Below are 25537 nucleotides of genomic sequence, written 5' to 3'. Positions count from 1 at the left end.
CGCAATACGGATTTATTTCATATAACAAAAATAAACAGGAGGTAACAGTGGGGATATTATTGATTGGCGCCGCAGCTTGTATTACTGGCTTAATTCTATCAGCATGGCTAATGACATTGGCGCGTTGGTTTCCAATAAATGGGGTCGACCAGATGATAGTTGATTTTAAAACAATGATCAGAGCGCATGTCGATTATGCCCTGATGGCGTTATTCAATTTAGGGTTTTATGGGTTGGGTATGGAATTGCCATTAGTGGCCTGCTGGTGCGTAGCGATTGGCGGTTTTACCAATCCAACCGTTTTTACCATTGCAGCGTTTGATGCCGATTTTTGGAAAAAATCACATTGGCGACTGTATACCGCAGCAAGCTTTATTATGACCACCATCGGTTTTATGTGGTTGGCGATAGTGTTGCTGAAACGTGCGCTGTAATAGGCCGTTTTTAAGCTGATGCTTTTCTTAAACGTAAAAACGAGCAACCAAAAAAATAATATAAAAAATTTCGGCGCGTAGGGTAGCGCTGTAACAAAACATAGGTTTTGGCGTTTAATAGTAGCGGCGCATCTGGTTGCTTATACCGGCATGTCCACCTGGTCTTACTAAACGCGCTGCAAGCGGCGTTGGCTGGGATTCATCAACATTCAACTTGGTAGATCACAGTAGGGTACGCTCCGCGTACCTATTGGCTTACGCCGCCAAAAAGCCATTCAATGGTGCGCGGTGCGCACCCTACACGACTGCAATTTCAAGTGAGTGGCCTGGCTTTGCAAGACCTGACCCGTTGTTTCAAAATAGGTTGTGCCGAGCCATGCGAGGCGCAACGGTCGCGATTGATGCGTCTGACGGCAGTATGCCGTTTTCACCAGGGTTAGGCGCACGTTATCGTGTTTTTCGGCGGAGCGTCCGAGTTGAACACCGGATTAGCGGCCATGGATACGACCGACCCAGTAACGGGGTTTCCGGGAATTATGTGAAGTTGCAAAAACGACTATGCCTTCGGCATCTTGTCGGTAGAAAAGCGAGAAAGGAAACCCTTTGAGAAAAACGCGCCTCGTATTTGAGGCTGATGGTGTCCCTGATAGCGGGAAAGACAACGCTCGGGCAGTTGCTTCTTCGACTGCCTTGGTGAAGCGGCCTCCTAAACCCGGTTGTGCTTGGTTGTAATAAGCGACCTCAGCAAGAAATTCTTGGCGAGCTTCTGCGACAAAACGTGCTCGCTTCACTGGGTCATGCGCCTTGCTTCAGAAAACACATCCTCTGCCGGATAGGTCTGTAGTTCCCCTCTGTCGAAAGCGGCGGTGCGCTTCTCAATTTCTCGTTCCCACTCTGTTTCTATTTCGGCTAGTGGGGCGTCATGTAGTGACTCAAGAAGAACCTCAGCAAGATGAGCTCGCTCTTCAGGCAACAGTGAACATGCTTGTTTCTCTAACTCGACAAGTAACGCGGACATGGTGAATACTCCTTTGGCTTAACCTAAGGCATTTTACCCTTGGCGTTCCAAGTTGTCTTGGTTTGGTCGCTAACGTGAAGCTAACCACGCGCGGCAGTGAAAGCAGAAAAATAAAACTGCATGATAACCACGCTCCGGTTGAGCGCGATGTTAGGCAAGATGCGAGATTGCAAGACCTTGTACAGATGTCTTTCCATAAAGTAACCCGGCCCCTTTTCCCCATAGCTTAAAGTGCGGCGCAATGCCCGTTGGTTATTGCGCCTTACGGACTTATCCCGCAGCATCCGGTGGATGATTGGCTAACCAAATACCTGGTAAATGGCATCTGCTTACCGGATATTTAGGAATGTTCTGTACGATGGATGTATCGACCAAATAATATGGCCTTCTCTGTTTTCTCCTGACCGATATAGATCTGGATCGTCCGAGAAGTGCGTAAATTTTTTAGCATCTGAATGAATTCTTGAAATCAAGCCTAACTTGTATGTAAAGTGCCCAAGGTCTTCTGGATTAACATATTTTGAACCATCGATTGGCGGAATCTCCGACGAAGAGCGGTTTCTAATGAATTTTTCCTCGAGCATGGAGTGGATGTCGGAGTAACGAAACTCTTTTTCGGTGGCGCGAAACGCATCTATAAGGTTCTCCAATTCAACAAACTGATGTTTGTGTTCCTTGATGAGATCGTCTCTGCGCTTTTTGCCAAAATCTTCAAGCACATAATTAATGTGATCAAGATCGATCTTTCTTTTTCTTAGCTCGCGTGCTTTGGCTGCTGCCATGCGGCACAATTGCACCATCCAACGAGGGCGGCGATTGGAAAACGCGCTAATAGCATCAAACAACCTTGCATCTCGATCGTCTCTCCACGTGATTGGCGAAGTGAAAAGCAAATCAAGAATCTTGTTGTAATCCCTCGATGGCAAATACTTTGATTCAGCGGATTCAGGGTGTTTTCTTTTTACATAAGAGATAATCTTTTTTATGAGGATATCTTGCATTTGTTTCTTTTTCCAGAATATCTCTATCAGGTACTGGTCAAGCTTGTCGAGGTCTTCTAGGTGCCGAAGGCATGACCATACATCGCTTCGAACGGTTGCCCTAATGCGTAAATTCTCCTGTTCAAACGCAAGCCCGCGAATGGCGCTAAAAAACGAACCCACTCGCGCTTGATAATCTACGGTATTTTGGAATTTCGCATCAATATCATCAATCAAGACCCATACTGTTCGTTCCGATGGGCCGGATTGGTAGTTTGCGAGAAGTGACTCATAGTTTTCCGGGATGGATGATTTTATTTCTGCGTCAAGAAAAGGAATTTTTGTTTTGATTCTTGAAATCAACCCTCCTACAAGGTTCTTTCCCTTTAACCCGTCAAGCTCTGCAATCTCCACCATAGATATCGCATCGCTTGAAACGGCAAATCCAATTGTCCGTCCTATCTCTATGATGATTTTCTTGCAAATTATTCTCTTCCAATAGTTTTCCAAATACGCTTGATCTTTGTTCGTGAAATCACCTAGGCCGAGCAGTTCGTTTCCTTTTGCTTTGACAACCACAGGGTTGTCGTATGTCGAGTCGTTTTCCAGCCGGTACTTTAGTTGAGATATTAAGGCAGACTTTCCCATGCCTTTCCGCGCGCTTACCACGGAGAGGAGTTTGTTTCGGTCGAAGAAATGGCTGAAGCTGTCGTGATCTACAAAGTGCTCATTTAGCAGTGCTTGATCTTCATCTTCACCGGCTTCGTTGCCAAATAGATTTTCATCAGCGAGGTCGAAATAAATAGTCATTTATTTTGGCTTATAGAGTTAAGCGACAATATTTTGAGCTGGGCTAACTAGAATTACACGCCCTAAATGACGCAAAAAATTGCGTCAAACCGCGGTCTAATCGGTTTGTTAAATAAAAATTTCATCTTTACGTCAATGTTCTATAAAACTTAGCCGATCCCAATCTCTTGGGCAAAAACGTCAATTTCCTAGAGCCGGTTATTTCGATAGCTGCATTCTAACGTTCCTAAGGCCCCGGCGCCAAGTCGGACAAATCGGTATTCTGCTCACTCAACGCCCAACCACCCCCCAACGCCTTATACATCTGCACCTGGGCGACCAGCACGTCCAGTCTGGCCTGTACCCGGCTGTTTTCGGTGGTCAGGTAGCTGCTTTGCGTGTTAAGTAGGGCTTGGTAATCGACTGCGCCGAGCCGGTAGCGGTTTTGCGAGATGTCGTAGGCAAGTTTGGCCTGGGCGGCGGCGTGTTGCAGGGCTTGCAGGCGGCGGCTGGAGTTGGCGTAGGTGGTGGCCGCGTCTTCCACTTCCTTGAAGGCGGTCAATACGGTTTTCCGGTAGTTTTCGACCAATTCGGCATTCGTTGCCAGGGCGTTGCCCAGGGCACCTTCCAGACGACCACCCTGAAACAAGGGCTGGGTCAGGCCGGCCGCCAGGCTGGCGGCGACGCCGGCTGGTTGCGGGTTGGATAATACGCTGCTCAGGCTGAGTTGCAGTTTAGGATAAAACGCCGCACGGGCCACGGCGATGTCGGCATTGGCGGCGATCAATTCCATCTCTAACTGGCCAATGTCGGGCCGACGTTGCAACAGCGTGGCCGGTTGCTCGGCGGCAATGGTCGGTACGCTCAGCGCGGCGAATTGCGCCGGCTCCAGCACCAGATGTTGCGGCGGATGGCCCAGCAAAATAGCCAGGGTGTTTGCCGCCAGAGTTTGCTGTTGCATCAGCAAGTCCAGATTGGCGCCGGCGTTGGCCTGGGCGGTGCGTTGCTGCGCTACTTCCAGTTCGTAAGCGGCACCGGCCCGCTGCCGGGCTTCGACGATGCTCAAAATCGCAGTGACCGTGTCCAAAAAGTCGCTGGCGATTTGCCGCCGCTCCTGGATAGCCAGCAAATTGAAATAGGCCTGGCCGACATCGGCCATCACCACTAACTGCAATGCATCGCGGGCAAACACCTGGCTGAGCAAGCGCGCGCTGCCGGCATCGCGCCGGGCTCGATTGGCACCCCACAAATCCACTTCGTAAGCAATGTCCAGCTGGCCGCTGGTTTTTTGCGTGTCGCTGGCGTTGTTGCGGGTGTCGGTAAAATCGCCGTTCGCACTGGCGGCCGGCCACAACCCGGCACCGGCGATGCGGGCCTGGGCGCGGGCTTGTTCGATCCGCTGGCGGGCGGCATTCAAGTCGTTGTTAAAGGCCAGCGCATCGACCATCAATCGGTTTAACTGTTCACTGGCAAAGGCCTGCCACCATTGCGGATTGATGTTGGCGGTGTTGGACTGTGCGGCCTCGCGCCATTGCGTGGGTGTTTCCACGACGGGGCGCTGGTATTGGCTTAGTAAATTGCAGCCGGCCGAGACACTGAGCAAGCTGACTATTAACAAACGAGCGGGATATTGCATCCTCATTCCGCCGCCAAGGCCACAACCGGGTCCAGATGGGCGGCTTTGCGGGCCGGTAAATAACCAAACAGCAAGCCGGTGCCGAAGGCGCAGGAGAAGGCCAATATCGCCGGCAGCGGCGAGAACAATACCGCCATGTCAAAATACTTGAGCACATAACCGGCGGCAAAACCCAGCACTACGCCCATCAAGCCGCCCAGGGTGCAGACCACGGCGGCCTCGGTATTAAATTGCAGCAGAATGTCGCGGCGGCGGGCGCCGGTGGCGATGCGGATACCAATCTCTCGGGTGCGCTCAGTAACGCTGACCAGCATGATGTTCATCACCCCAATGCCGCCGACCAGCAAGGAAATCGCGGCGACGATGCCCAGCATCAAGGTAAAGGTATTTTGGGTTTCGGTAGCCGATTCGATGATGGAGGCCATATTGCGGATGCGAAAATCTTCGGTCTGATGACGGGCGGTTAATAGGTCGGTTATCGCTTGTTGAGTGGCGTCAATCTGCGACACGTCTTTGACCAACACCGTGATGCCGCCCAGGTATTTCTGCCCAAACAGTCGAATAAGGCCGGTGCTGATCGGCACGAACACTGCGTCGTCGCGGTCGGTACCCATGGCGTCTGCGCCTTTGGGCGACATCACGCCGATCACTTCAAACGGGATATTGCCTATCATCACGTAGCGGCCGATGGGGTCTTCACCGTCAATGAACAGCAGCTTGCGTACCGTGTCGCCCAGCACCATCACCGGGGCGTAGCGGCGTTGGTCGCGCTCATCAAAAAAATCACCGCTGCCTAAGGGCCAGTCGCGCACCAGTGGCATGCTGGAGGCCACGCCCTGCACGCTGGTGGCGTAATCGACACTGCCGTAGCGCACGGTCAAGCGGCTGGTGCGCTCGGGTGAGGCCCATTGCACATTCTCCAGTTCGGCGATGGCGTCTGCGTCGGCCGGCATTAAGGTGGCGACATCGCCGCCGCCACGAAAACCGGGAATGCCGGGACGAATCGACAGGATATTGGTGCCCATGGCTCGCATTTGCTCCAGCACTTTTTCCTGGCTGCCCTGGCCGACCGCCAGCATGGTGACCACTGCGGCGACGCCGATCACGATGCCCAGCAAGGTGAGGGCGGTGCGAAACAGGTTAGCGCGTAAGGAGCGCAGCGCGGTTTTGGCGGCTTCGCCCAGTTCGGCCAGTAATCCAGCCGCGCCGATGCCGCGGTGTTGGGGCGGGGCCAATCGCTGCCCGCTTTTATTGGCTTGGCCGTCGCTGGCGATTTTGCCGTCGGCGATATGAATGATGCGCTGGGCGTGGGCGGCGACTTTGTCGTCGTGGGTGATCAATAAAATGGTCCGGCCTTCCTGATGCAAGGCTTTCAATAAGGCCATCACTTCTGTGCCGCTTTGGCTGTCCAGCGCGCCGGTGGGTTCGTCGGCCAGGATGACCGGTGGATCGTTCATCAAGGCGCGGGCAATGGCAACCCGTTGCTGTTGGCCGCCGGACAGTTGCATGGGTTTATGGCCGCTGCGCTCGGCCAAACCCAGTTTGCCCAGCAATTGCAAGGCGCGTTGCTGGCGTTCGGCTTTGGGCAGACCGGCGTACAAGGCCGGAATCTCCACATTTTCGGCGGCGGTAGCGGTATTCAACAGGTTGTAGCGTTGGAAGACAAAGCCAAAGCTTTCCCGGCGCAGCTCCGCCAGTTGGTCCGGGTTTAAGTTCGCTACGTCCTGGCCCAGCACCCGGTAGTTGCCGACATCGGCTTTGTCCAGGCAGCCGATCAGGTTCATCAAAGTGGATTTGCCGGAACCGGACTGGCCGATGATGGCGACAAACTCGCCGGGCCAGATGCTCAGCGAGACGTCGTCCAGCGCGCGAACGATGCTGTCGCCGTTAGGATAAAAGCGTTGAATATGCTCAAGTTCCAATAGGGGCAGGGCGCTCATATTCGGGGTACTCCGGCGCCGGGGTAGCCTTGGTCTTTTTTGCGATTTTTAGCCTTGTCGTCCCCGCCGGCGTTGACCTGTAGCTTGTCGCCGACCAACAGCCCATCCAATACTTGGGCGAAGCGCCGGGTGCGCAAGCCGATTTGGACAATTTTGTTTTGCACGCCTTGCTCGGTAAGCACTTTCACTTGGTACGCATGGCCGTTGCCTTGATCTTCTTTACGCTGACGTTGTCCCAATGTGTTCACAGGAATCAGCGGCACTTGTTCGGCCTTGCCCAACACAAAAAACATCTGGGTGCTCATGCCGGTCATCAGCTGTCGGTCGCGGTTATCGACATCGACCAGCACGTTGTACAGCACCACGTTGTTGATCACTTCCGGCGTCGGCAAAATCTGCCGCACCGTGCCTTGCCAGCGGCGTTCGCCGGAGCCCAGCGTGGTGAAATACACCGGCATGTCCGAACGCAAACGCATCACGTCGGCTTCCGCGACTTGGGCGCGCACCGTCATCGTATCCAGTTTGGCCAGTTGCAGGATGGTTGGGGTGGTCTGGTTGGCGTTCAGGGTTTGGCCTTCGCGGGCTTTTTGATCGACCATGGTGCCGTCCATCGAGGCAAAGATTTTGGTGAAACCCAGGTTGGTCTTGTCACCGTTTAAGGTTGATTGCACCTGTTCGATCTGCGCTTGCAGCGACTCGGCGGTGGCTTTGGCGTTTTTTAAGGTGAACTCGCTATTTTGAAAATCCTGGACGCTGACGCCCTTGCTTTGCAGCAATTCGCGGTTGCGGTCGTATTGTCGCTGGGCAAACACCACTTGCGCCTGTTGGCCGGCCAGTTGCGCCTGCAAGTTTTTGATATTGGCTTCGTCGGCCGCAACGCGAGCGGCGTAAATCCGTGGGTCTATCTGTGCCAGCAATTCGCCGGCCTGGACGTTATCGCCGATCTTGACGTAAATTTTTTGCAATTGACCCGTCACCTGAGCGCCGACATCCACGTATTCCTTAGGCTCCAGTTTGCCTTGGGCGGTGACGTTTTCTTCCAGATCGCCTAGCGTCACTTCCACGCTGTCGGTTTTATCCTCATCAGCGCGTTTGGGCTGCTTGGCAAAATACCAGCCGCCGCCCACGAGCGCGATAGCCAGTAATAACAGGGCAAGCCAACGCAGACGCCGGCGGTTTGGGGAGGAATCGAGCGATTGCGGCATGGCAATAATGTATGTCTACTTGAGGATGACGGATAGTTTCCCGACCGGCAGTAGTGGCGATGGCTTCGACAGCGGATAGCAGGATATGGCTTAGCGGGATGCCGGAATCTTGCTTCCAGCCTTCTGCCAAGCCTGAGGGGAGTTTATGCTCTGGCCCCAGGCTTGGCAACACTGAAAAGGTAAAGCTTGGTAAAGACGGGTTATTGTTTTTGATTGGTGTAGCCAAACAGAAATAGCAAAAAGTGTAAAAATCAAATTTGAGCTAACGGTTTTTCAGGGGTAATGGATATGGGGTTGATTCTCGCAGTTCTAGCCTTTGTAGCTGATTGATCCATCTAATTCAATGACGGCAAGTTGGCCGATACAGGTCAACTTGCGGGCCTGGATGGTGCGAAGCGCCATCCAGGGCTCGAGAGCCTTCATTCCATCCGGGCTACGCCGGCTGTTTTCCGAGCGCCGCCTTTTTTCGGACCCGATCAGATGCCAACGGATCGTCTGCGGATAGGCTCGCAAAAAAGCGCTGCATTTTCGCGGTAAGGGCTGACTCGTCACCCGCTATGTTTTTCGATTGTCCATTATGCAAAAACCGGTATTATCAACATTTTCACCATTGCGACTGTATCAATTCAGGGAAGTTATTTTTGACCATGTCCCAGGGAGACGTGTCATGAAATTGTTATCCAAGCTGGCGCAGCTTGCGGTCATGTTGTCGATAGCCGGATGCTCGCCACCTCCTGAGCCTTTGCGCATCGTCAGCAGCCCATGGCCGGGTTACGAACCGCTTTATTTGGCACGCGATCTGGGTTATCTGCAAGAGAGTTTGGTGCGCATCACCGAGCTGCCTTCTTCCAATCTCAACATGGAAGCCTTCAGCAACGGTTCAACCGATCTTTCGACGCTAACTCTGGATGAAACGTTGACGCTATTGGCAAGAGGACAAAAGCTGCGCATCCTGTTGGTGATGGATGTTTCCAACGGCGCGGATGGCGTGGTGGCCAAGCCGGAGATCAAGTCTCTCGCCGAACTGAAGGGGCGCCGCGTGGGTATGGAGAACATTCCGCTGGGCGCCTATATTTTAAGCCGAGTCCTCGATATGTCCGGTGTTGATAGCGCCGACATCAATGTCATCCCTATGCCGGAGGACAAGCACGAAAAGGCTTACCTGCAAGGCAAGATCGATGCCGCGATTACCATGGAGCCCTTCAAGACCAAGCTTATCCAAGCCGGTGCCCATGTGTTGCTGGACAGCAGTCAGATTCCCGATGAAATTTTCGATTTGATCGTCGTGCGAGAAGATGTTTACCTGACCCGCCGCGAGGAATTGTGTCATCTCAGCCAGCAATGGTTCCGCACTCTCGATCATGTGCAAGCCAATAAGCACGATGCTTATACTCATATGGGTAAGCGTCTGGGCATGGACGCCGAGGCGTTCAGTGCTGCCATAGGCGGACTGAAAGTGCCTTCCCGGCAGGAGAACCAGCGCTTGCTGGGTGGCAATCAGCCGGGCCTGCTCACGCCAGCGCGGCGCTTGTCCGACATCATGCAGCACCGCCAAATGCTCTCTGAAGCGGTGGACATTGCCGCCAGCATCGACACCAGCTTCACGAATTGCATGGAGTAATATGAAACTGGGTCGTCTTTCCTTGCTGATTCCGCTGCTGCTGATCCTGTCTTCGCTGATGGGCAGTGCGCTGTTGTTTTGGCAAGAGCTTCGCGTCGCCAACAGCGATATCCGTCAGGCGGGGGCCAACAATCTCCATACCACGTTGACCCAGTTACAGAACATGCTGAATACGCAGTTGGCTGCGGACAGTCTTGAGGACGCCAAACTCAGTCTGGCTGTCTCCGCACTGCATCCCGGTATTCGCACCTTGTTGCTGGCCGATGAAAACAACAGCGTGATTCTGGCCAATCATTACATATGGGAAGGGAGTGTTGCGGCCCAGGTTTCCGCGTATAACGACCTGATTGCCCAGCGGGTCAAGCAAAATCAGGCCAGCTCCGTGTCGTTCGATGTAGGCATACTGAACGGTTATTACCCTGTTTTACTGAAGATCGCATCGGGCGGTTTGGGGAGAAATCGGGTCGGCGTGTTGTTCGTCGAATACGATCTTGGTCCGCAGTTGGCTCAGGCCAGGCACAATGCGGTGGTTCAGGCATCCCTGGTTGGAGGTGTGACGGTGGCGGTCGCTATTGTCGTGGCGCTGATCCTGCATTGGCTGGTGACCCTGCGTGTCAAAAAAATCGTCGAAGCATCGAGGCGTTTCGCGGCAGGGGATCTGGATGCGCGGGTTAATCTGCGTGGTCGTGACGAACTGGCCGAGCTTGGCCTGGCTTTCGATAGCATGGCCAAGCAGCGTACGGAAGCGCAGGAAGAAATGTTCCAGCTTAGCTTGCGAAATAGGCTAGTGCTGGATGCGACGGGCGAAGGCATTTATGGTCTGGGACTGGATGGACGCTCTACTTTTATCAATCCAGCCGCGGCGCAATTGCTGGGTTATAGCGTCGATGAGTTACTTGGGCAGCGTGGCCATACGCAATTTCATCATACTCGCCAGGACGGTCGCCCTTACCCGGAACAGGACTGTCCTATAGAGGCTGTCTATAAGCAGGGAATACCTTATCGTGGGATCGATTTCTACTGGCGCAAGGATGGCAGCGGCTTTCCGGTAGAACTCGTTTGCACGCCGATTTTCGACGCGGGGGAAGTGACCGGGGCGGTTGTGGTATTTCGCGATATCACCGAACGCAAGCGAGCCGAAGAGGCCTTGCGTCTTTCGTCCGAGCGGTTGCAATTGGCCACTCGCGCTGCGAATATCGGCATTTGGGACTGGGATATTCCCACGAACGAGTTGGTATGGGATGACTCGATGTACCAGCTTTACGGCATTCAAAAGGTGGATTTCGGCGGTGCTTACGATGCCTGGATACGCACCATCCATCCGGAGGACAAGGCGCGCACAGGCGAAGAAATTCAGGCGGCATTGAGAGGCGAGCGGGAGTACGCTCCGGAATTCCGCATCGTGCGGGCGGATGGCGCCATCCGATATATCAAGGCGGATTCGCAGACGATACTGAATAGCGGGGGCAAGCCTTTGCGCATGATCGGTACCAACATCGACATCACCGAGCGTAAACGTATCCAATTGGCGATGGAGCGCAGTCAGTCCGCGTTGGAAGAGGCGCAACGCATTGGCCATATCGGTAGCTGGGACGTGGATATGGTGAATGACGTGTTGGACTGGAGCGACGAAATCTTCCGCATTTGGGAAATCGACAAGACGCAATTCGAAGCGACGTTTGCCGCATTTCTTGAAACAGTGCATCCCGAGGACAGGGACAAAGTGACGCTGGCCTATAACCAAGCAATCGTCGAAAAGAGCTTGTATCAGGTTGAACATCGATTGCTATTCCCGGATGGCAGGGTGAAATACATTTATGAACGCGGCGAACCCTTTTTTGATGAGGATGGACGTCCGGTTCGATTTATTGGCACTTCATTGGATATTACCGAACGCAAGCAGGCCGAGGATGAGCTCTGTCATTATCGCGATCAACTGGAAGAAACGGTACGGCAGCGCACGATGGAACTGCTTCTGGCTCGCGACGCTGCCGAAGCGGCGAACAAGGCCAAGAGCGTGTTTTTGGCCAATATGAGTCACGAACTGCGCACGCCCATGAACGCTATTCTCGGCTTCTCCAATCTGATGCGCCGCGATCCGCAACTGTCCGAAGACCAGCGCGAAAACCTCGACATCATCAATCGCAGCGGTGAACATCTGCTGAACCTGATCAACGACGTGCTGGAAGTGGCCAAGATCGAAGCCGGCCGCTTGCAATTGGAAATCGCCTCGTTCGACTTGGGGGCTGTGGTGCGGGATGTGACCGAAATGATGCAAATCCGCGCACGGGAAAAAGGTTTGCGGCTGTTGCTCGATCAGTCATCCGAATTCCCGCGTTATATCAAGGGCGACGAAGCCCGCATTCGGCAAATCATCATCAACCTGATCAACAATGCGGTGAAATTCACCGGAGAGGGTGGCGTGACGCTACGCCTCGGTGTCATAAACAATGGTCGGCAGCATCTATTGATCGAGGTTGAAGACACGGGCCCCGGCATTGCGCCCGAAGATCGGCAGCGTTTGTTCGAGCCCTTTGTACAATTGGCCGAAGACGATGCACAACACGGCACCGGCCTGGGCCTGACCATCACCCGTCAGTTCGTACAGATGATGGGCGGCAACATCGCCGTCGAGAGTAGTTTGGGCAAGGGGACGGTGTTTAGAGTGGATTTGCCGTACATGGTAGCAAGCCAGGCCGAAATGCTAGGACTGGAAATTAGCAAGCCGGGCGAGGTAGTGGGGCTCGCTCCCGGCACGCCACGCTATCGGGTCATGATCGTCGAGGATCAATTGGAGAATCAGCTGTTGCTCGGCCGATTAATGACCGAGCTTGGTTTCGAAGTGAAAGTGGTGGAAAACGGCCGGCAATGTCTGGAATGGTTCCAAACCTGGCGCCCCGATTTAATCTGGATGGATAGACGCATGCCGGTGATGGACGGCATCGAAGCGACCAAGCAACTACGCCAACTGCAAGGTGGTCAAACCGTCAAAATCGTCGCCGTCACCGCCTCGGCCTTCAAGGAGCAACAACAGGAAATGCTGGACGCCGGCATGGATGACTTCGTGCGCAAACCCTATCGCTTCGAAGAAATCTACGCTTGCCTGGCCAGGCAGCTGGGCGTTGAGTATCGATACAGCAGCGAGGAGCCTACCAATAGCAAGGCCGTGCTTGTGATCGATGCCGTCGCGCTACTCTCGCTACCCGCGACACAGCGCCAAGAATTTCAGGAGGCTTTGGTTAGTCTGGATTGTGATCGCATCGCACAAATCATTCGCCAGATAGGCGACGTCGATGCAAATTTGGGGCGGGCGCTATCCGAAAGCGCGGATAAATTCGACTATCCCGCCATTCTGGAGGCGTTGAAGGTCTGATTCGTCGCCACCGACGATTTCAAGGTTCGGAGATAATGGCCGAACCGAGACCAACATGCCCAGCCATTTTGTCCGTCACTAATATGCCAATCTCAACCAAAAAACGCCAACCGTGCCGCTTCGCGTTCGCCGCCGTCGAAAAAGCGTAATGCCCATTGGTCGCTAGGGTCCAGAAAGCCGGCTTGGGGATCTATCTTCTGCTGTTTGGCCACCCAGTCGACATAGTCGCGAAAATAATAATGGTCGAACATGCGCACGAACTCGCCCAAATAAACGTCGGCGACCGCTGTATCGCCAACGATAAATAATTGATTTTCGTCGTTATAGCGGCAGGAGTTAGTGCTGAAGTTGGCCGAACCGGTGACGACCAAAGGATTGTCGGAAAGTGGGTCCACCAGCAGTATTTTGGTATGCACATGCACGCCGGAATGATGTTTGGACTCGGCTAATAATCGGCCTTGCCAGGCTTCCAGGATGGATTGCTCGTCGATGGCGGCGCTGGCCGCCAGTTGGGTGTTGGGGGCATTGTGCAAGGCTTTGCCGACTACGCCGTTGGTATTCAACAAGCCCAGAACATGCGCAGGCGCGCCGGCCAGCGCGGCTTCCAAGTCGTCGTGCATCGCAAACGGCGCGGTAAAACAGATCAGGCGTTTGCTGGCGGTTACCCATTCCGCGCATTCGCTGATGGCTTCAGTGGTTTTGCGCGGGCTCAGCACGAGATACGAACCGGGGGAAGTGCCGGCCGGCGTTTGCGTTAAACTCATCGCCATTTTCCGCGAGTCCGCACCGGCTAAGCTTGGGGTTGTCCAGACGGTTTGATGCCAATCGAAATATTGTTTAGCAACCGCTGCATCGCTGATGACATGGCCGACGTTGGATTGTCCGTAAATGGCGCCATCGGTGAAGTTGGTAGAGCCGGTCCACACCGAAACCGGCTTGCCCTGGGTGTCGCTCAGAACCATGAATTTATTATGAGAGATATTCAAGCCGGCGCCGGTGCGGGCTTTACAGATGCTTTTCAAACCGTATTTTTTGATCTGCGGTATGGCGTCTAGCGAGGGGCCATCGCCTTTGGCGTCCAGTAAGCCGTCGTACAAAATCTGCAGCCTGACCTTGCGTAGCTTGGCGCGTTTCAGTGCCTCGAAAAACGCGTCTTTGGCAAATTCGTATAAAAATAAATGCAAACCCTGTTTGGCTTTGGCCGCGTCGATATAGGCGATCAGCGCTTCTTCCAGGCCGCGCGATAGCCAGCGACGGGCGTTGACATCGACGATTTCGCCGGCCGGCAAGTGCGGAAAGCGCGAGGCAAAGGCTTGGCTGGCGGCCGCGCTGCGATTGAAATGCACGGCATGGCCTTTTGTGCCAATCGCGGTGGGCTGTTCACAACTGACTTGCAGGGCAAGGGATTCGAAAGTCTTTAACGCGCCCGGTTTCCCCGACCGCGCGTGTACGGTGTAAGTATAAGTACGGCCGGGTTTAGCGGTATAGTCGCCCCAATGAAATTTCTGGATCGGATGGTCGCGAGTGCTGACGTTGTAGCCGGCGTCACCCGGCAGGTCGAAGCGTTTCAATCCGCGCAGCCAAGTCACCTCGCCGTTTTCATGGTCTTCCCGGCGAATGCCGAAGCCCAGTAAGCCAACGCAATAGGCTTTCGGGCAAGTAAAAGCCAACAGCACCACGTAAGTGCCGGCAATCGCTCTGACTTGTAAACCGTTTGGACTGATTTCGATTTCGCTACGCATGGGCGTCTCCTCATCGATAAATGCTTATTTGATATTCCGCACTAAAAAATCTTTTTGCCCGCAAGACTTGGCGGCATTTTTTACGATGTCGGCACCGCAACTGGTTGCTGCGCCGCGTTTGTCCAGACATACGAATATTTCTTTAAAAAACCGTCCGCCTCCGCTACAGAACGCTGCGATAGCCTGTTCCTGCAGCCAAGGATTGGCCTCGGTAAAGGCGGTTTTCAAGCCGTCCGAGCTTGTTCTAAAAGGCGTTTTTGGCTGCTGGTAGGCTTCCGGGATGGCAACTTTGCCTTTCAGCGCTTGCGATAATTGAAAATAGCCGGTTTGTGTCAGTCCGGAACAGGTGCCGTGTTTTTCCCATTCATGTTCGAACAGGAATTCGGAGGGATATAGCTCAGGAAAAGCCTGGGCCTGGCTGGCTGCATAGGCTTCCTTAGTGCAAAAGCTCGGATAGCCGACATTGTATTGCGGCCATAAGCCATGCAGTACCAAGCCCAGTTTCTTGCCGCATTGCTCCCAGTCTTTGGGTTGTTCTTCGCAATAAGTGGGGGACCACGACAAAGCCAGCATATAACCGTCGAATTTGCCGGGTTTGCCGTTGGCAAGAGCGTTGGCTGCAAAAGCCGCTAGAAGCAGTAGCAGAAAGTATTTCATTGATTTCTTCCTTCTATGGGTATGGTTGCGCTTAGAGATTTGTCTGTGATCGGGGCGAGATTTATGCCGAATTGATTTTAGCAGGCTGGCCGCGCATGCGTTCGATGATAGTGATATGGCGCTCCGCCTTTGGCCAACCTTGTTGTCGTTCGTCGCGGCTAATAGGTGATTTTTGAGAAAGTTTGTACCCATTAGAAATGCCAAATAGGTCGTTCGCTGAGCGGAGTCGAAGCGAACGGTTGACTTCAGCTACTTCGGCTTCGCTCAGCACAGGTTCGCCCAGTCAACGGAAAATCGTCTAGATGACTAATTAATGCCAGTCGATACATGGCTTGCGGCGGATTGTTCCGTATTAGCCGCGATAAACCGCTCTTCAAATTGATTTAGCGGTAGCGGTCTACTGAATAAATAGCCTTGATAAAAATTACAACCGTGTTGTTCCAGGAAGGCGCGTTGTTCTTCTGTCTCTACGCCTTCGGCCAGACTTTCGATACCCAAGTTATTGGCCATGCCGATGATGGTTTGTACGATGACCCCATCGTTTTGGGTAATGCCGATGTTTTGCACAAAAGACTGGTCGATTTTCAATTGGTCAATCGGTAATTTAGTCAGGTAATACAGGGATGAATAGCCGGTACCAAAGTCGTCCATCGAGAAACGCACGCCGATTTCCCTGAGTTGCTGCATTTTGGTGATGGTATCTTCGATGTCATCCAGCACCAGGCTTTCGGTGAGTTCGAGTTTGAGTCTCTCGGGGTTCAGCCGATAGTGTTGCAAGGTATGTCTTATGTGTTCAACGAAGTCGTTTTGATGAAATTGCGGGGCGCTGACGTTAACAGCCAGCTGCAAATTGGCGAACCGGTGTTGGTTTTCCCAGGTTTTTAGCTGGGCGCAAGCCGTCTCGATTACCCATTTGCCGATGGGTAAAATTTGCCCGGTTTCCTCGGCCAGTTCGATAAATTCCAGGGGTGATACCAGGCCGCGTTGCGGGTGTAGCCAGCGTATTAGCACTTCGGCGCCGAGAATTTGGCCTATTTGGTTAACCTGCATCTGGTAATAGAGTTGGAACTGGTTTTCTTCCAAAGCTTGGCGCAGATCGTTTTCCAAGGCGGCACGAATCTCCAGGGTGGCTTGCATCGCCGGATCGTAGAACGACAGACTATTGCGTCCGCCCCGTTTGGCTTGATATAGCGCGGTATCGATACATTTCAATATTTCTTCCGTCGTCGTTTCCGCGTGGCGAAATAAACCGATGCCCATGCTAGCCGAGCAATGGTGCTGATAGCCGCTTAACTGATAGGGCTGGCTTGCGGTAGACAGTATTTTGTTGCCGACTGTTTTGGCTTGGCTGGCGGCGTGCGTAGGGTCTTCGTCCAGCCCGTTTAGAATCACTACGAATTCATCGCCGCCGAGTCTTGCGACAGTGTCGCCTTCCCGCAGGCACGTTTCCAGCCTACAGGCCACTTCTATCAGTAACAGATCGCCGATGGTATGGCCCCTGGTATCGTTAAGGGTTTTAAAATTATCCAAGTCGATAAACAAAGCGGCGACGTGATTGCCGGAGCGGGCATTATTGGCAATCGCTTGTTTTAAACGGTCATAAAGCAGGCGGCGATTCGGCAGATTCGTCAACGGATCGTAAAACGCCAGCCGTTCGATTTCAGCTTCAGCCTGTTTTTGTGCGAGTGCGCGACTAAAGTTGTCGAGTGCTAGGTTAATATCCATCGACATTTCGATTAGCAGGTCGCGAGCGGCATCGTCGAAGGCATTGATTTCGTCGGCGTAGAGAATAAATGCACCTGTCACGACGCCGTTGCGGCGCAAGGGTAAAGAGGCTGATGCCGCCCAACCGGCTCGGGCACCTTCTTCCCGCCAGGGTGCAGTGAACGGATCGTTCATAAAGTCCTGGCACCAAACAGGGCTTTCTTGCCTAATAGCCATGCTGGTAGGGCTGTTGCCAAACGGACTGTCGGGATCCAGCGAAATTTCCAGGCGTTCTAATATCTCGGCACCTTTGCCAAAACTGGCGACGGGGCGAATCTTGGCTTGGGCGGCATCAATCAGGCCGATCCACGCCATTTTCATGCCGCCCAGTTCCACGGCAGCGCGGCAAATGCGCAGAAACAATTCCGCTTCGTCGGTACAGTGCGCGATGATTTTATTACCCTGGCTCAAGGCCGCGTAAAGATGCATGTGCCGTTGGATTTTCGCTTCGGCTAACTTGCGCTCGCTGATGTCGCGGGCAATACCCAGCACACCTATCAATTTGCCGTTTTGATCAAGCATTGGACTTTTCAATGTTTCAAACAAGCCGCGATAGCCGTTGTCCGCGAAACTCAACCATTCTTCGTTGGCGCACACTTTGTTGGCTGATGCTGCCCTATGGTCATTTCTACGGAAAAAATCGGCCAGTTCCTGGGTGACGAAGTCATAATCCGTTTTGCCGATAATGTCTGCTTCTAGGGCGCCGTACAAGCGTTCGAATTGTCGATTACACGCCAGATAAACACCGTCGGGGTCTTTTAACCAGATCAGATCGGGAATAGTCTGTACCAGTGTGCGCAGATGGGTGTTAGCTAGCATCGAATCCTGCAGAGAGGCCTGCAGCATCTCCTGGCTTTTTCTGAGTTCGCTGTTACGTTCTTCAACTAACTCTTCAAGATGGTCGCGTAGGTTAACGATTTCCAAGTGCGTGCGGACTCGGGCCAGCAGTTCGTCGCGTTGATACGGTTTGGTAACAAAGTCCACGGCACCCAGCGCAAAGCCTTGCACTTTTTCGTCCGTTTCGGACAGCGCGCTGACAAATATAACGGGCACCTGGCAGGTGGCCGGATGTGCTTTCAGTCGGCGGCAGACTTCAAAGCCGCCCATAACCGGCATCAAAATATCCAGAAGCATGAGTTCCGGCGGATTGCGGATGGCCGATTCGATGGCTAGTTCGCCGTTAATGGCGGAACGTACCTCGTATCCTTCGGCCTTAAGCAAGTCTGACAATAGCTTCAGGGACGCCGGGGTATCGTCTACCACCAAAATATTGCTTTTCCTGTTAGTCATGATCGTTTTCATAAAGCCGTAAGGCTTTCAGTATGGCAGGATAATTATAATTTTCAGCGAGTTGGGCAAGGGCGGACTGCAAGGTCCGATCACTGTCGCCAATCTGTTGAATGACTTGATCGATGCGGTCGCTATCCAAGCTGGTGAGTGCCGTTGCCAAAGCCTGGCGCAGTTCCTTCGGCAATACCGACAGCATTTCCGCCCGGAAAGTTATGTTAGCTGACTCCGGCTTGAATTTGTCCGCGTAAATAAAGCGGATTCCCAATTGTTTGACCAGACAGTCATAAATTTCAGCCGCACGGAAGGGTTTGCGCACAAAGTCGTTCATGCCGGCCTCCAACATCTCCGCGCGCTGTTCTTCAAAAGCCGAAGCCGACACCGCGACGATTTTTACCGCGTCGCCTCCCGGTAAGGCGCGAATAATTTTGGCGGCTTGCGTGCCGTCCATTATCGGCATTTGTCTATCCATCCAGATTAAGTGCGGTTGCCATGCTTGGAAAATTGCCACCCCTTGTTCGCCGTTGTCGGCCTGCATGACACGGAACCCCGCGCTCTCCATAAGATGGGTGAGCAATAATTGATTTTCCTGTTGATCTTCAACGATGAGTATCCGGTAGTCGCTTTGTCCGGGGGCAAGCCCCAACACCTCGCGTTCGTCTGCGCTGTTGAGTTGGCTTATGTCGCTCGCTTCGGCGAGTTGCAAGGGCAGGTCCACGCGGAACAGCGAGCCCACACCTGGCTGGCTGTCCAGGCTGATTTCGCCGCCCATTAATTCTACAAATTGCCTGGAGATGCTCAGACCCAGACCCGTGCCTTTATTGTCGGCCAGCGGGCCGACTTGTACGAAGGGTTCGAACACTCGTTGTTGATCTTCAGGGGAAATGCCCAACCCCGTATCTTCGATGTCTATCATCAAGTGCGCGCGCGAATTATTCCGCGTTTTCAAGCGAATGCTAACGCTGCCATGCTGGGTAAATTTCAAGGCGTTGCCGACTAAATTGATCAACACTTGGCGTAAACGCGCCTGGTCGCCGACGATGTAACGCGGAAATGTAGAGGATTGATCGATGACTAGTTCCAGGTTTTTTTCGGTGGCGCGGACTTGCATCATATCCAATACATCGGTCACCGTTTCTCCCAGATCGAAGGCTGCCGAGTCCAGTTGCACGCGTCCGGCTTCGATCTTTGCCATTTCCAATACATCGTTTATCAAGGTCAGCAAGTGTTCGCCACTGCGGTTGATGATGTCAATATTGCGCCGGTCATCGCTATCGAGCTTGAGGTTTTTGCGCAGAATATTGGAAAATCCCATGATCGCGTTTAACGGCGTACGCAATTCGTGGCTCATATTGGCCAGGAATGTACTCTTGGCCTTGTTGGCTGCTTCGGCGGCATCGCGGGCCAGTAATAATTCCGCGGTACGTTGTTGAACGGTTTCTTCCAAGCGGTTTTTGTGCTGGCGCAGCGCTTCCTCCGCTTGTTTACGCTCGGTAATGTCGGTGAGCATCGCGAACGAACCCAGAAAATGCTGTTCGTCATCAAAGTTGGGAGCGGCGGATGCCAAGGTCCACACTACTTGTCCGGCCTTATTGTAAAGACGGCGTTCGTATTGCTCGGCCCGCCCACGGCGGCGATTTTCCATTTTTTGCATATGATCGGGGATATCGTCCGCAAACATGAAGTCGGTCATCGGCCTTCCGCGCATGTCCTCAATGGCATAGCCCAGCATTTCGGCCATTCTGGCATTGACGAAACTGGTATTGGCATCCGCCCCCAATACCCAAATGCCCTCGTTGGCCGTATCCACGATGCGGCGGTATCTGGTTTCGCTAGCTTGTAAATCTCGTTGCGATAGCAAACCGGTCAGCCCGTCGGTCAAGCGTCTGCCGATTTCCTGAAGGAGTCTCAACTCATCTGCAGTCCAGGTACGGGCATGTAAGCACTGGTGGATTCCAAAAATCCAAGGCTCGCCCACTTTAGGGTGAATAGCCATGGCCATAAAACTCTTGAATTGGAAGTGCTCGGACGTGTCCGTTGGCAATGAATACGGGGATTCGGGTTCGAATTTTACCGGTCCGTCGGCAGCAAGCAGGATACGGAATGTTTCTGCAATATCCGGGTCCATAGGCATTTCCAGCTTAGACGCTAACAGCCCTGGATAGTCCGGCTTACAACGCGCCATCGCTATCGACCATGCTGACCTCTCCGGATCGCAAGGAAACAAAAGATAAGCACGGTCACAGTCAAAGATGCCCAGCACGGTATCGAGCACATCGCTCATCATTTGTTCAAGGCTGCTCGCTTGCTGTATCGCCTGGTTGATCGACGCCTTGCTTTGAAAAAAATGCAGATTGGTCTGGCGCTCTAGTTCGATTTGTTTGCGTTCGCTAATGTCTCGGCAAATGGCCAAGTTGTAGACCTTGCCGTCGTATTCGAAATAGTTACCGGCCACTTCCACCGAAAAAGTGTGTCCGTCGCGCGCACGGTGTACCGTTTCGAATTGCATTTGCTTACGATCACGGAACTCAGGCCAGAATTTCTGCCAAACGTCCTCGGTCCAGGTCGGGTCGATGTCGTATACCCCCATGCCGCTGGTGAGCTGCTCGCAACTGTATCCCAATGTCAACGCGGCACTGTGGTTGGCGTAGAGGAAATGGGGATCGTTTTCACCCATTAGAAAAATCGTTTCTTTGACCTTGTCCAGCGCGAAGTTCAATAAATTGAGTTGATTCCGGTCGCGCTTGCGTTCGGAAAGATCGTAAACCAAGCCGACAAAGCCACTGATTTCGCCATTTTCGTCTTGTAGCGCCGTTACCGATAAGTTGACTGGCACTCGGCTGCGGTTCTTACAAATAAAGGTCCACTCTCTTTCTTCCGATTCGCGCTGGAGTGGATGGATTGTAAATACCTCGAAGCCCGGCGGGATGGTTTCGCCGCTTTCCCTGGATAGTTCCCGCGCCCGCCACACGATCTCCTCCGGGTCGTGCCAAAGAGCGGGTGTATATTTGCCGATAATCTCCTCCGCACTGTAACCCAACAGGCGTTCGGCAGCAGGATTGATGCTGGTGACCAAACCTTCGGGTGTGGTTGAAATGATGCCGTAGGCTACATTGTCCAATATCGCGCGTTGAAAGGCGCTGAGTCGGTGCAAGGCATCTTCCCGTTCCTGTATCGCATCGAGCATGGCGTTAAAGTTTCGGCCCAGGGTCGCCAATTCGTCGGTACTTGCCAGCGGCACTTGTTGCCGGTAATCCGCACGGGTTCGCGCGCGTTCGGTGGCATTGGTCAAGATAGCGATGGGCTGCGCGATGGTCCGCTTCAAGACCAGCAATTGTCCCCAAGTCGCCAGCAGCAACACCAGTACGCCGCCACCTAAAAACCATAAGACTTGCCGCGCTTGCCGTCCAAGCTGGTCCAAATCCATGTTAAGGCGTAAGCGCGCATTGTGCGGCAAAGATTGCAGCCATTCGGCGCGATTAGCGCTTAGGTAGATGCCGTCGGCTTGGGACGAGATAGATGTTTGTGGCGCGGATAGCCGGTCGAACCCCGCCAATAGTCGGCCGTCCGCCAGGTAAATGGCCGCCGCCAATATTTGTGGATTGGCTTTTAGGGTGTCGAGAATTTCCTGAGCCCGTTGCGTATCCTCAAAGGCTATTGCGGCGTCGGTACCCACCGATACCAACTGCGCGTAGGGCGTCATAATTTGCCGGGCGCGATTTTCCAGCGTGAGATGTTCGAAAAGCAAAAAACCGACACCCGCCACCACGAATGCGAGTAGCGCTGCACCCCAGAGCACCAATGCCAGTCTGTTGTGAATGTTCAAATGTTTCGCCATGGTTTATCTCATGCGGCGTAATTCGCCGTTCTCCAGAATGTCGGTGGACACTTCAAGCATTTTGGTCTGGATAGTGAGTGAGCTGGCTCGCGCCTGGTCGAGGTTAACCCCCATCCGCACTCTATCCGTGACCTGGAATTGTATGATTCCGCCATCGAGTAGAAATTCCTCCGCATCGCCCACCGTCAATACCGGTTTATTTCGCAATTTTATCAGCGCTGCCCGGCGTTTTGCGCCGTCCTGGTACGCGATGAAGATGATTTGGCAAGGCGGTAAATCCTCCAGTTGCTCAGCGCGGAAGATTTCGAATGGGTGGCTTTGTTCGGTGCGATTTTGAAAAGTAGCCTCCAATGTGGCGCCGAAGGGGTCCTGGCCCAATATGCCGATATGCCATGCGGCGCCGTTGTTCGGAAAAGTATGGTCCGGCCAACTGATATAGTGGGTGAAATTCCGTAAAAAAGCCGCTTTGACAGTGTAAGGGTTTTCCTGGGCCGTGAGCCGGTCGGGCAAAAGCAGGGCAAGCATCAGCAAGGCGATGCCGCTAAATCCCGACAAAAAGCCCGGTATGTTGGGTTTTGCTGGTTTCATGGCTATTGCGCCGAAATCAAAACTTGACTGAGAAATTGACCATCAACTCGCGTGGCCGGCCTCGGCTACTTTGCGAGGGTCGGTATTGCTCGTCGAGTAGGTTTTTGCCCAGCAAATCCACGCTCATGCTATGGCCGCCGACGTTCCAGGTATAGCCGACCAAGGCGTTGAGCAGCGCATAGGTTTGATGGGCGGACTTGGGTGAATCGGGTAATAAAGTCTGATCGTAGACGAAGTTGACGCCGCCGCCGATGTGCAGCCCGCGTAGCGCTTCCGTACTGAAATCGTAGCGGGTCCAGAGGTTGGCCAGATGCGGCGCGCTCATCTGCAACGGCGCATTGTGATAGCGCAGTACGTTCTTGTAATTGGCTTGGCCGGCGGCATCCAGTGTGTTGGGGTCCTGGGCCAGGATAGTATCGTCGCGACCGGTGAATTCGGTGATCTTGGCGTCCATATAGGTATAGGACAAATACAGTTGCCAATTGTCGGTCAGTCTGGCGGTGGCATCCCACTCTATGCCAAGGGAGCGTTGTATGCCGCTGGCAACGCCGTAGATTGTCGTCACGCCGCTGGCATTGGTCACGGCCAAGTCGTTGACGATGTTTTTGTTTTCGATATCGAAATACGTCAGCGTGCTGGACAAACGCCCATCGAACAATTCGGCCTTGATGCCGGCATCGAAGCCTTGGCCTTCTGTCGATTTAGGAATAGAACTGGTGCCGTCGATATTGTTGATCGGGAAGGAATTAGGCACGAAGGACTCGGAATAGCTGCCGAACAACGACCATTCGGGCGTCAATTTGTACAACACCCCGTATTGAGGGGTAACCCGGCTGACGGTGGTGTTGGGCAGAGACTGGTTAATCAGGCGGTCGGTAAACAGGTTTTCCGTCTCCGTCCAGCGCCAACCGGTCAACACCAGCAAGCGGTCGTCGAAAAAGCCAAAGGTCGAGCCGCCATAAACCGACTTGTCCACGGCATTTACGTTCTGGTCGAAGCGACCGGTGGTCATTTGCGACAACGGAATTGACGTGTTGCGGTTCCAAGTAAAAGGGTTGCTCAAGTCCCACAGCGGTAGCGGCGAGCCGGTAGGAATACTACCCAAGGCTGGGTCGTTGGGGGCCTGACCACCCTCGCGCTGGAAGTTGCGGTCGATATATTGGCCGCCAAGCAACAGGCGTAGGCTGGCGAAGCCCAAGTCATATTTGCCGACGCCCTGGACTTCTACGGTGTCGTCGCGGTTGCTATAGGTTTGCTGTCTGACGCGGCGGCCCTGCATCAGCGTGCTGTTGTTCGCCATACCGAGATTACCGGTAAACAGCGCATCCACATCGTATTCCAGATGCGAATAGCCGGTACGCAGATTCCAATGTTCGTCGGCTTTGAAATCTATCCAGGTGCTGAAATTGTGGGTATTACTATGCCGATAATCCGTATAAGCCATGCTGTTCCAGTTGTCCGCCAAGCCCGGCACGTCGACAGCGGAAAGGTTGGGATCGGACGCGCTAGGCACAATACCGGCCCAGGTGCCGTAGCCGGGTTTTTGCATCAATTGCGGCTCTTCGATTTTTTCGAAATGTTCATACTTTAGCGTCACGCTTAGCCGGTCGCTGGGTTGCCAGAGCAAGGACGGCGAAATGTTCCAGGACTGGGCGTCGTAAGCGTCCCAGTAATGCATGTCCTGGTCGTAGGAAGCCGCCAACCGGTAGGCTAGTGTCCTCGATGCCGGCCCGGTAACATCGACATCGAAACGGTATTCGCCGTAGGAGCCGTAGCGGGCATCAGCGTTGGCGGCAAATCGGCGTTGCGGGTTTTTGGTGATGACGTTGACAATGCCACCCGGTGCGACTTGGCCGTATAGAAACGACGCAGGTCCCTTAAGCACCTCCACCCGCGAAACATTGGTGAAATCGAGAATCGACGGTCCATGCACTCCGTCGCGCAGCGTCTGGATATTGCCGCCGGCCAGCGAACCCACCGCGAAACCGCGTATTGCCAGGTTGGCGTTGCCCTCGTTGAAATCGTTGCTGCGATAAGTGACCCCCGGAGAATAGCGGGCGATGTCGAAAATATCGCGGGGTTTTTGATCCTTGATGAAGGATTCGGTAAAGGCCTGTATCGCAAACGGCAGGTCGCGGATAGGGGTGTCGAAACGCGAGGCGGATACCGAATTTGAGGCAAGATAGCCTTTATCGAGTTGGCTGGATACTACGAAAGGTGAGACTTTGACGTTGACCAACTCGTCGATGTCCATATCGGCGACGCTTTTTTTCGCCGAATCATCGCTTGCAGTGAGCTGTGCCTGGGCTGTCGGCAAGCTGGGTTCTTCCGCCCGCGCATGCTGCAAGCTTAAAGTAAGAGCGACCGTGATTGCTGCGCGTCCGCCGAATTCTCGCCAACTGTCATGCATGCGGCCCCCGAATTAAGTTGAAGACTCTGTTGTCATCTTAAAGTCAACGCCAGATAGTGCAGGTACAGTGTCGACTCGTAACCAAATCATGCTAGCACGCGAGTTATGTAGGCCGCAATGTTTTGCTAGGTTTGACGAATGCCGGATTATCGACATTATGGCAGCGATAATCCGGCGCCAAATTAGCCGGCAGGGCCTTGGTACATGCGTGCTATTTGATACGGATCAAGCGGAAAATACGTTTTTGTTTGGCAT

General features: G+C 53.5%; 16 protein-coding genes. 3 read left to right on the top strand and 13 right to left on the bottom strand.

Annotated elements, in window-relative coordinates; all coding sequences use genetic code 11:
- The first annotated feature begins 47 nt into the window (after nt 1-47).
- Nucleotides 48-434: a hypothetical protein gene (locus EBA_RS19010; protein ID WP_192376167.1), complete on the top strand. Its 387-nt coding sequence runs from the start codon at nt 48-50 to the stop codon at nt 432-434.
- Between the two features lie 488 nt (nt 435-922).
- Here the strand turns inward: EBA_RS19010 and EBA_RS19005 are convergent, their stop codons facing one another.
- The 6 genes from EBA_RS19005 to EBA_RS18980 form a co-directional block, all read right to left on the bottom strand.
- Nucleotides 923-1225, bottom strand: coding sequence for a type II toxin-antitoxin system RelE/ParE family toxin (locus EBA_RS19005; RefSeq protein WP_192376166.1), 303 nt, complete (start codon nt 1223-1225; stop codon nt 923-925).
- Nucleotides 1222-1452 carry an addiction module protein gene (locus EBA_RS19000; protein WP_192376165.1) on the bottom strand — a complete coding sequence of 77 codons (231 nt, stop codon included), beginning with the start codon at nt 1450-1452 and terminating at the stop codon, nt 1222-1224. Before EBA_RS19000 ends, EBA_RS19005 begins: the two co-directional genes overlap by 4 nt.
- Before the next feature lie 329 nt (nt 1453-1781).
- Nucleotides 1782-3242 carry a P-loop ATPase, Sll1717 family gene (locus EBA_RS18995; protein ID WP_192376164.1) on the bottom strand — a complete coding sequence of 487 codons (1461 nt, stop codon included), beginning with the start codon at nt 3240-3242 and terminating at the stop codon, nt 1782-1784.
- Nucleotides 3243-3468: 226 nt separating this feature from the next.
- Nucleotides 3469-4857: an efflux transporter outer membrane subunit gene (locus EBA_RS18990; RefSeq protein WP_192376163.1), complete on the bottom strand. Its 1389-nt coding sequence runs from the start codon at nt 4855-4857 to the stop codon at nt 3469-3471.
- A gap of 2 nt (nt 4858-4859) precedes the next feature.
- Nucleotides 4860-6797: a MacB family efflux pump subunit gene (locus EBA_RS18985; RefSeq protein WP_192376162.1), complete on the bottom strand. Its 1938-nt coding sequence runs from the start codon at nt 6795-6797 to the stop codon at nt 4860-4862.
- Nucleotides 6794-8002 carry an efflux RND transporter periplasmic adaptor subunit gene (locus EBA_RS18980; protein WP_192376161.1) on the bottom strand — a complete coding sequence of 403 codons (1209 nt, stop codon included), beginning with the start codon at nt 8000-8002 and terminating at the stop codon, nt 6794-6796. The genes EBA_RS18985 and EBA_RS18980 overlap by 4 nt, the downstream gene beginning before the upstream one ends.
- A gap of 667 nt (nt 8003-8669) precedes the next feature.
- Here EBA_RS18980 and EBA_RS18975 point away from each other — a divergent pair.
- Together EBA_RS18975 and EBA_RS18970 are read left to right on the top strand one after the other, a co-directional pair.
- Nucleotides 8670-9623: an ABC transporter substrate-binding protein gene (locus tag EBA_RS18975; protein WP_192376160.1), complete on the top strand. Its 954-nt coding sequence runs from the start codon at nt 8670-8672 to the stop codon at nt 9621-9623.
- Nucleotide 9624: 1 nt separating this feature from the next.
- Complete coding sequence (locus tag EBA_RS18970) at nt 9625-12996, top strand: PAS domain-containing protein (protein ID WP_192376159.1); 3372 nt, start codon at nt 9625-9627, stop codon at nt 12994-12996.
- A 92-nt stretch (nt 12997-13088) separates the two neighbouring features.
- Here EBA_RS18970 and EBA_RS18965 read toward each other — a convergent pair whose 3' ends face one another.
- The 7 genes from EBA_RS18965 to EBA_RS18935 all read right to left on the bottom strand — a co-directional run bounded on the left by EBA_RS18965 (nt 13089) and on the right by EBA_RS18935 (nt 25282).
- The gene (locus tag EBA_RS18965) at nt 13089-14738 is read right to left on the bottom strand and encodes a phospholipase D-like domain-containing protein (protein ID WP_192376158.1); all 1650 of its coding nucleotides are present in this window, start codon (nt 14736-14738) and stop codon (nt 13089-13091) included.
- A 24-nt stretch (nt 14739-14762) separates the two neighbouring features.
- A complete protein-coding gene (locus EBA_RS18960) occupies nt 14763-15395 on the bottom strand; it encodes a ribonuclease T2 family protein (protein ID WP_192376157.1) in 633 nt (210 codons plus the stop codon).
- 61 nt (nt 15396-15456) lie between these two features.
- Nucleotides 15457-15666 carry a hypothetical protein gene (locus EBA_RS18955; RefSeq protein ID WP_192376156.1) on the bottom strand — a complete coding sequence of 70 codons (210 nt, stop codon included), beginning with the start codon at nt 15664-15666 and terminating at the stop codon, nt 15457-15459.
- A gap of 35 nt (nt 15667-15701) precedes the next feature.
- Nucleotides 15702-18449 (bottom strand): EAL domain-containing protein, encoded by a 2748-nt coding sequence (locus EBA_RS18950; protein ID WP_225616372.1) that lies wholly within the window; start codon nt 18447-18449, stop codon nt 15702-15704.
- Nucleotides 18442-22284 (bottom strand): PAS domain S-box protein, encoded by a 3843-nt coding sequence (locus EBA_RS18945; protein ID WP_192376154.1) that lies wholly within the window; start codon nt 22282-22284, stop codon nt 18442-18444. Before EBA_RS18945 ends, EBA_RS18950 begins: the two co-directional genes overlap by 8 nt.
- A gap of 3 nt (nt 22285-22287) precedes the next feature.
- The gene (locus EBA_RS18940; RefSeq protein WP_192376153.1) at nt 22288-22872 is read right to left on the bottom strand and encodes a YfiR family protein; all 585 of its coding nucleotides are present in this window, start codon (nt 22870-22872) and stop codon (nt 22288-22290) included.
- 16 nt (nt 22873-22888) lie between these two features.
- Nucleotides 22889-25282, bottom strand: coding sequence for a TonB-dependent siderophore receptor (locus EBA_RS18935; RefSeq protein WP_192376152.1), 2394 nt, complete (start codon nt 25280-25282; stop codon nt 22889-22891).
- Nucleotides 25283-25537: the final 255 nt, after the last annotated feature.

Origin of the sequence: Methylomonas albis, from assembly GCF_014850955.1 — a bacterium.
In the GTDB taxonomy this organism is placed as follows: domain Bacteria; phylum Pseudomonadota; class Gammaproteobacteria; order Methylococcales; family Methylomonadaceae; genus Methylomonas; species Methylomonas albis.
Note: the sequence above shows the minus strand (reverse complement) of the source record. Positions and strands in the feature narration are given on the sequence as shown.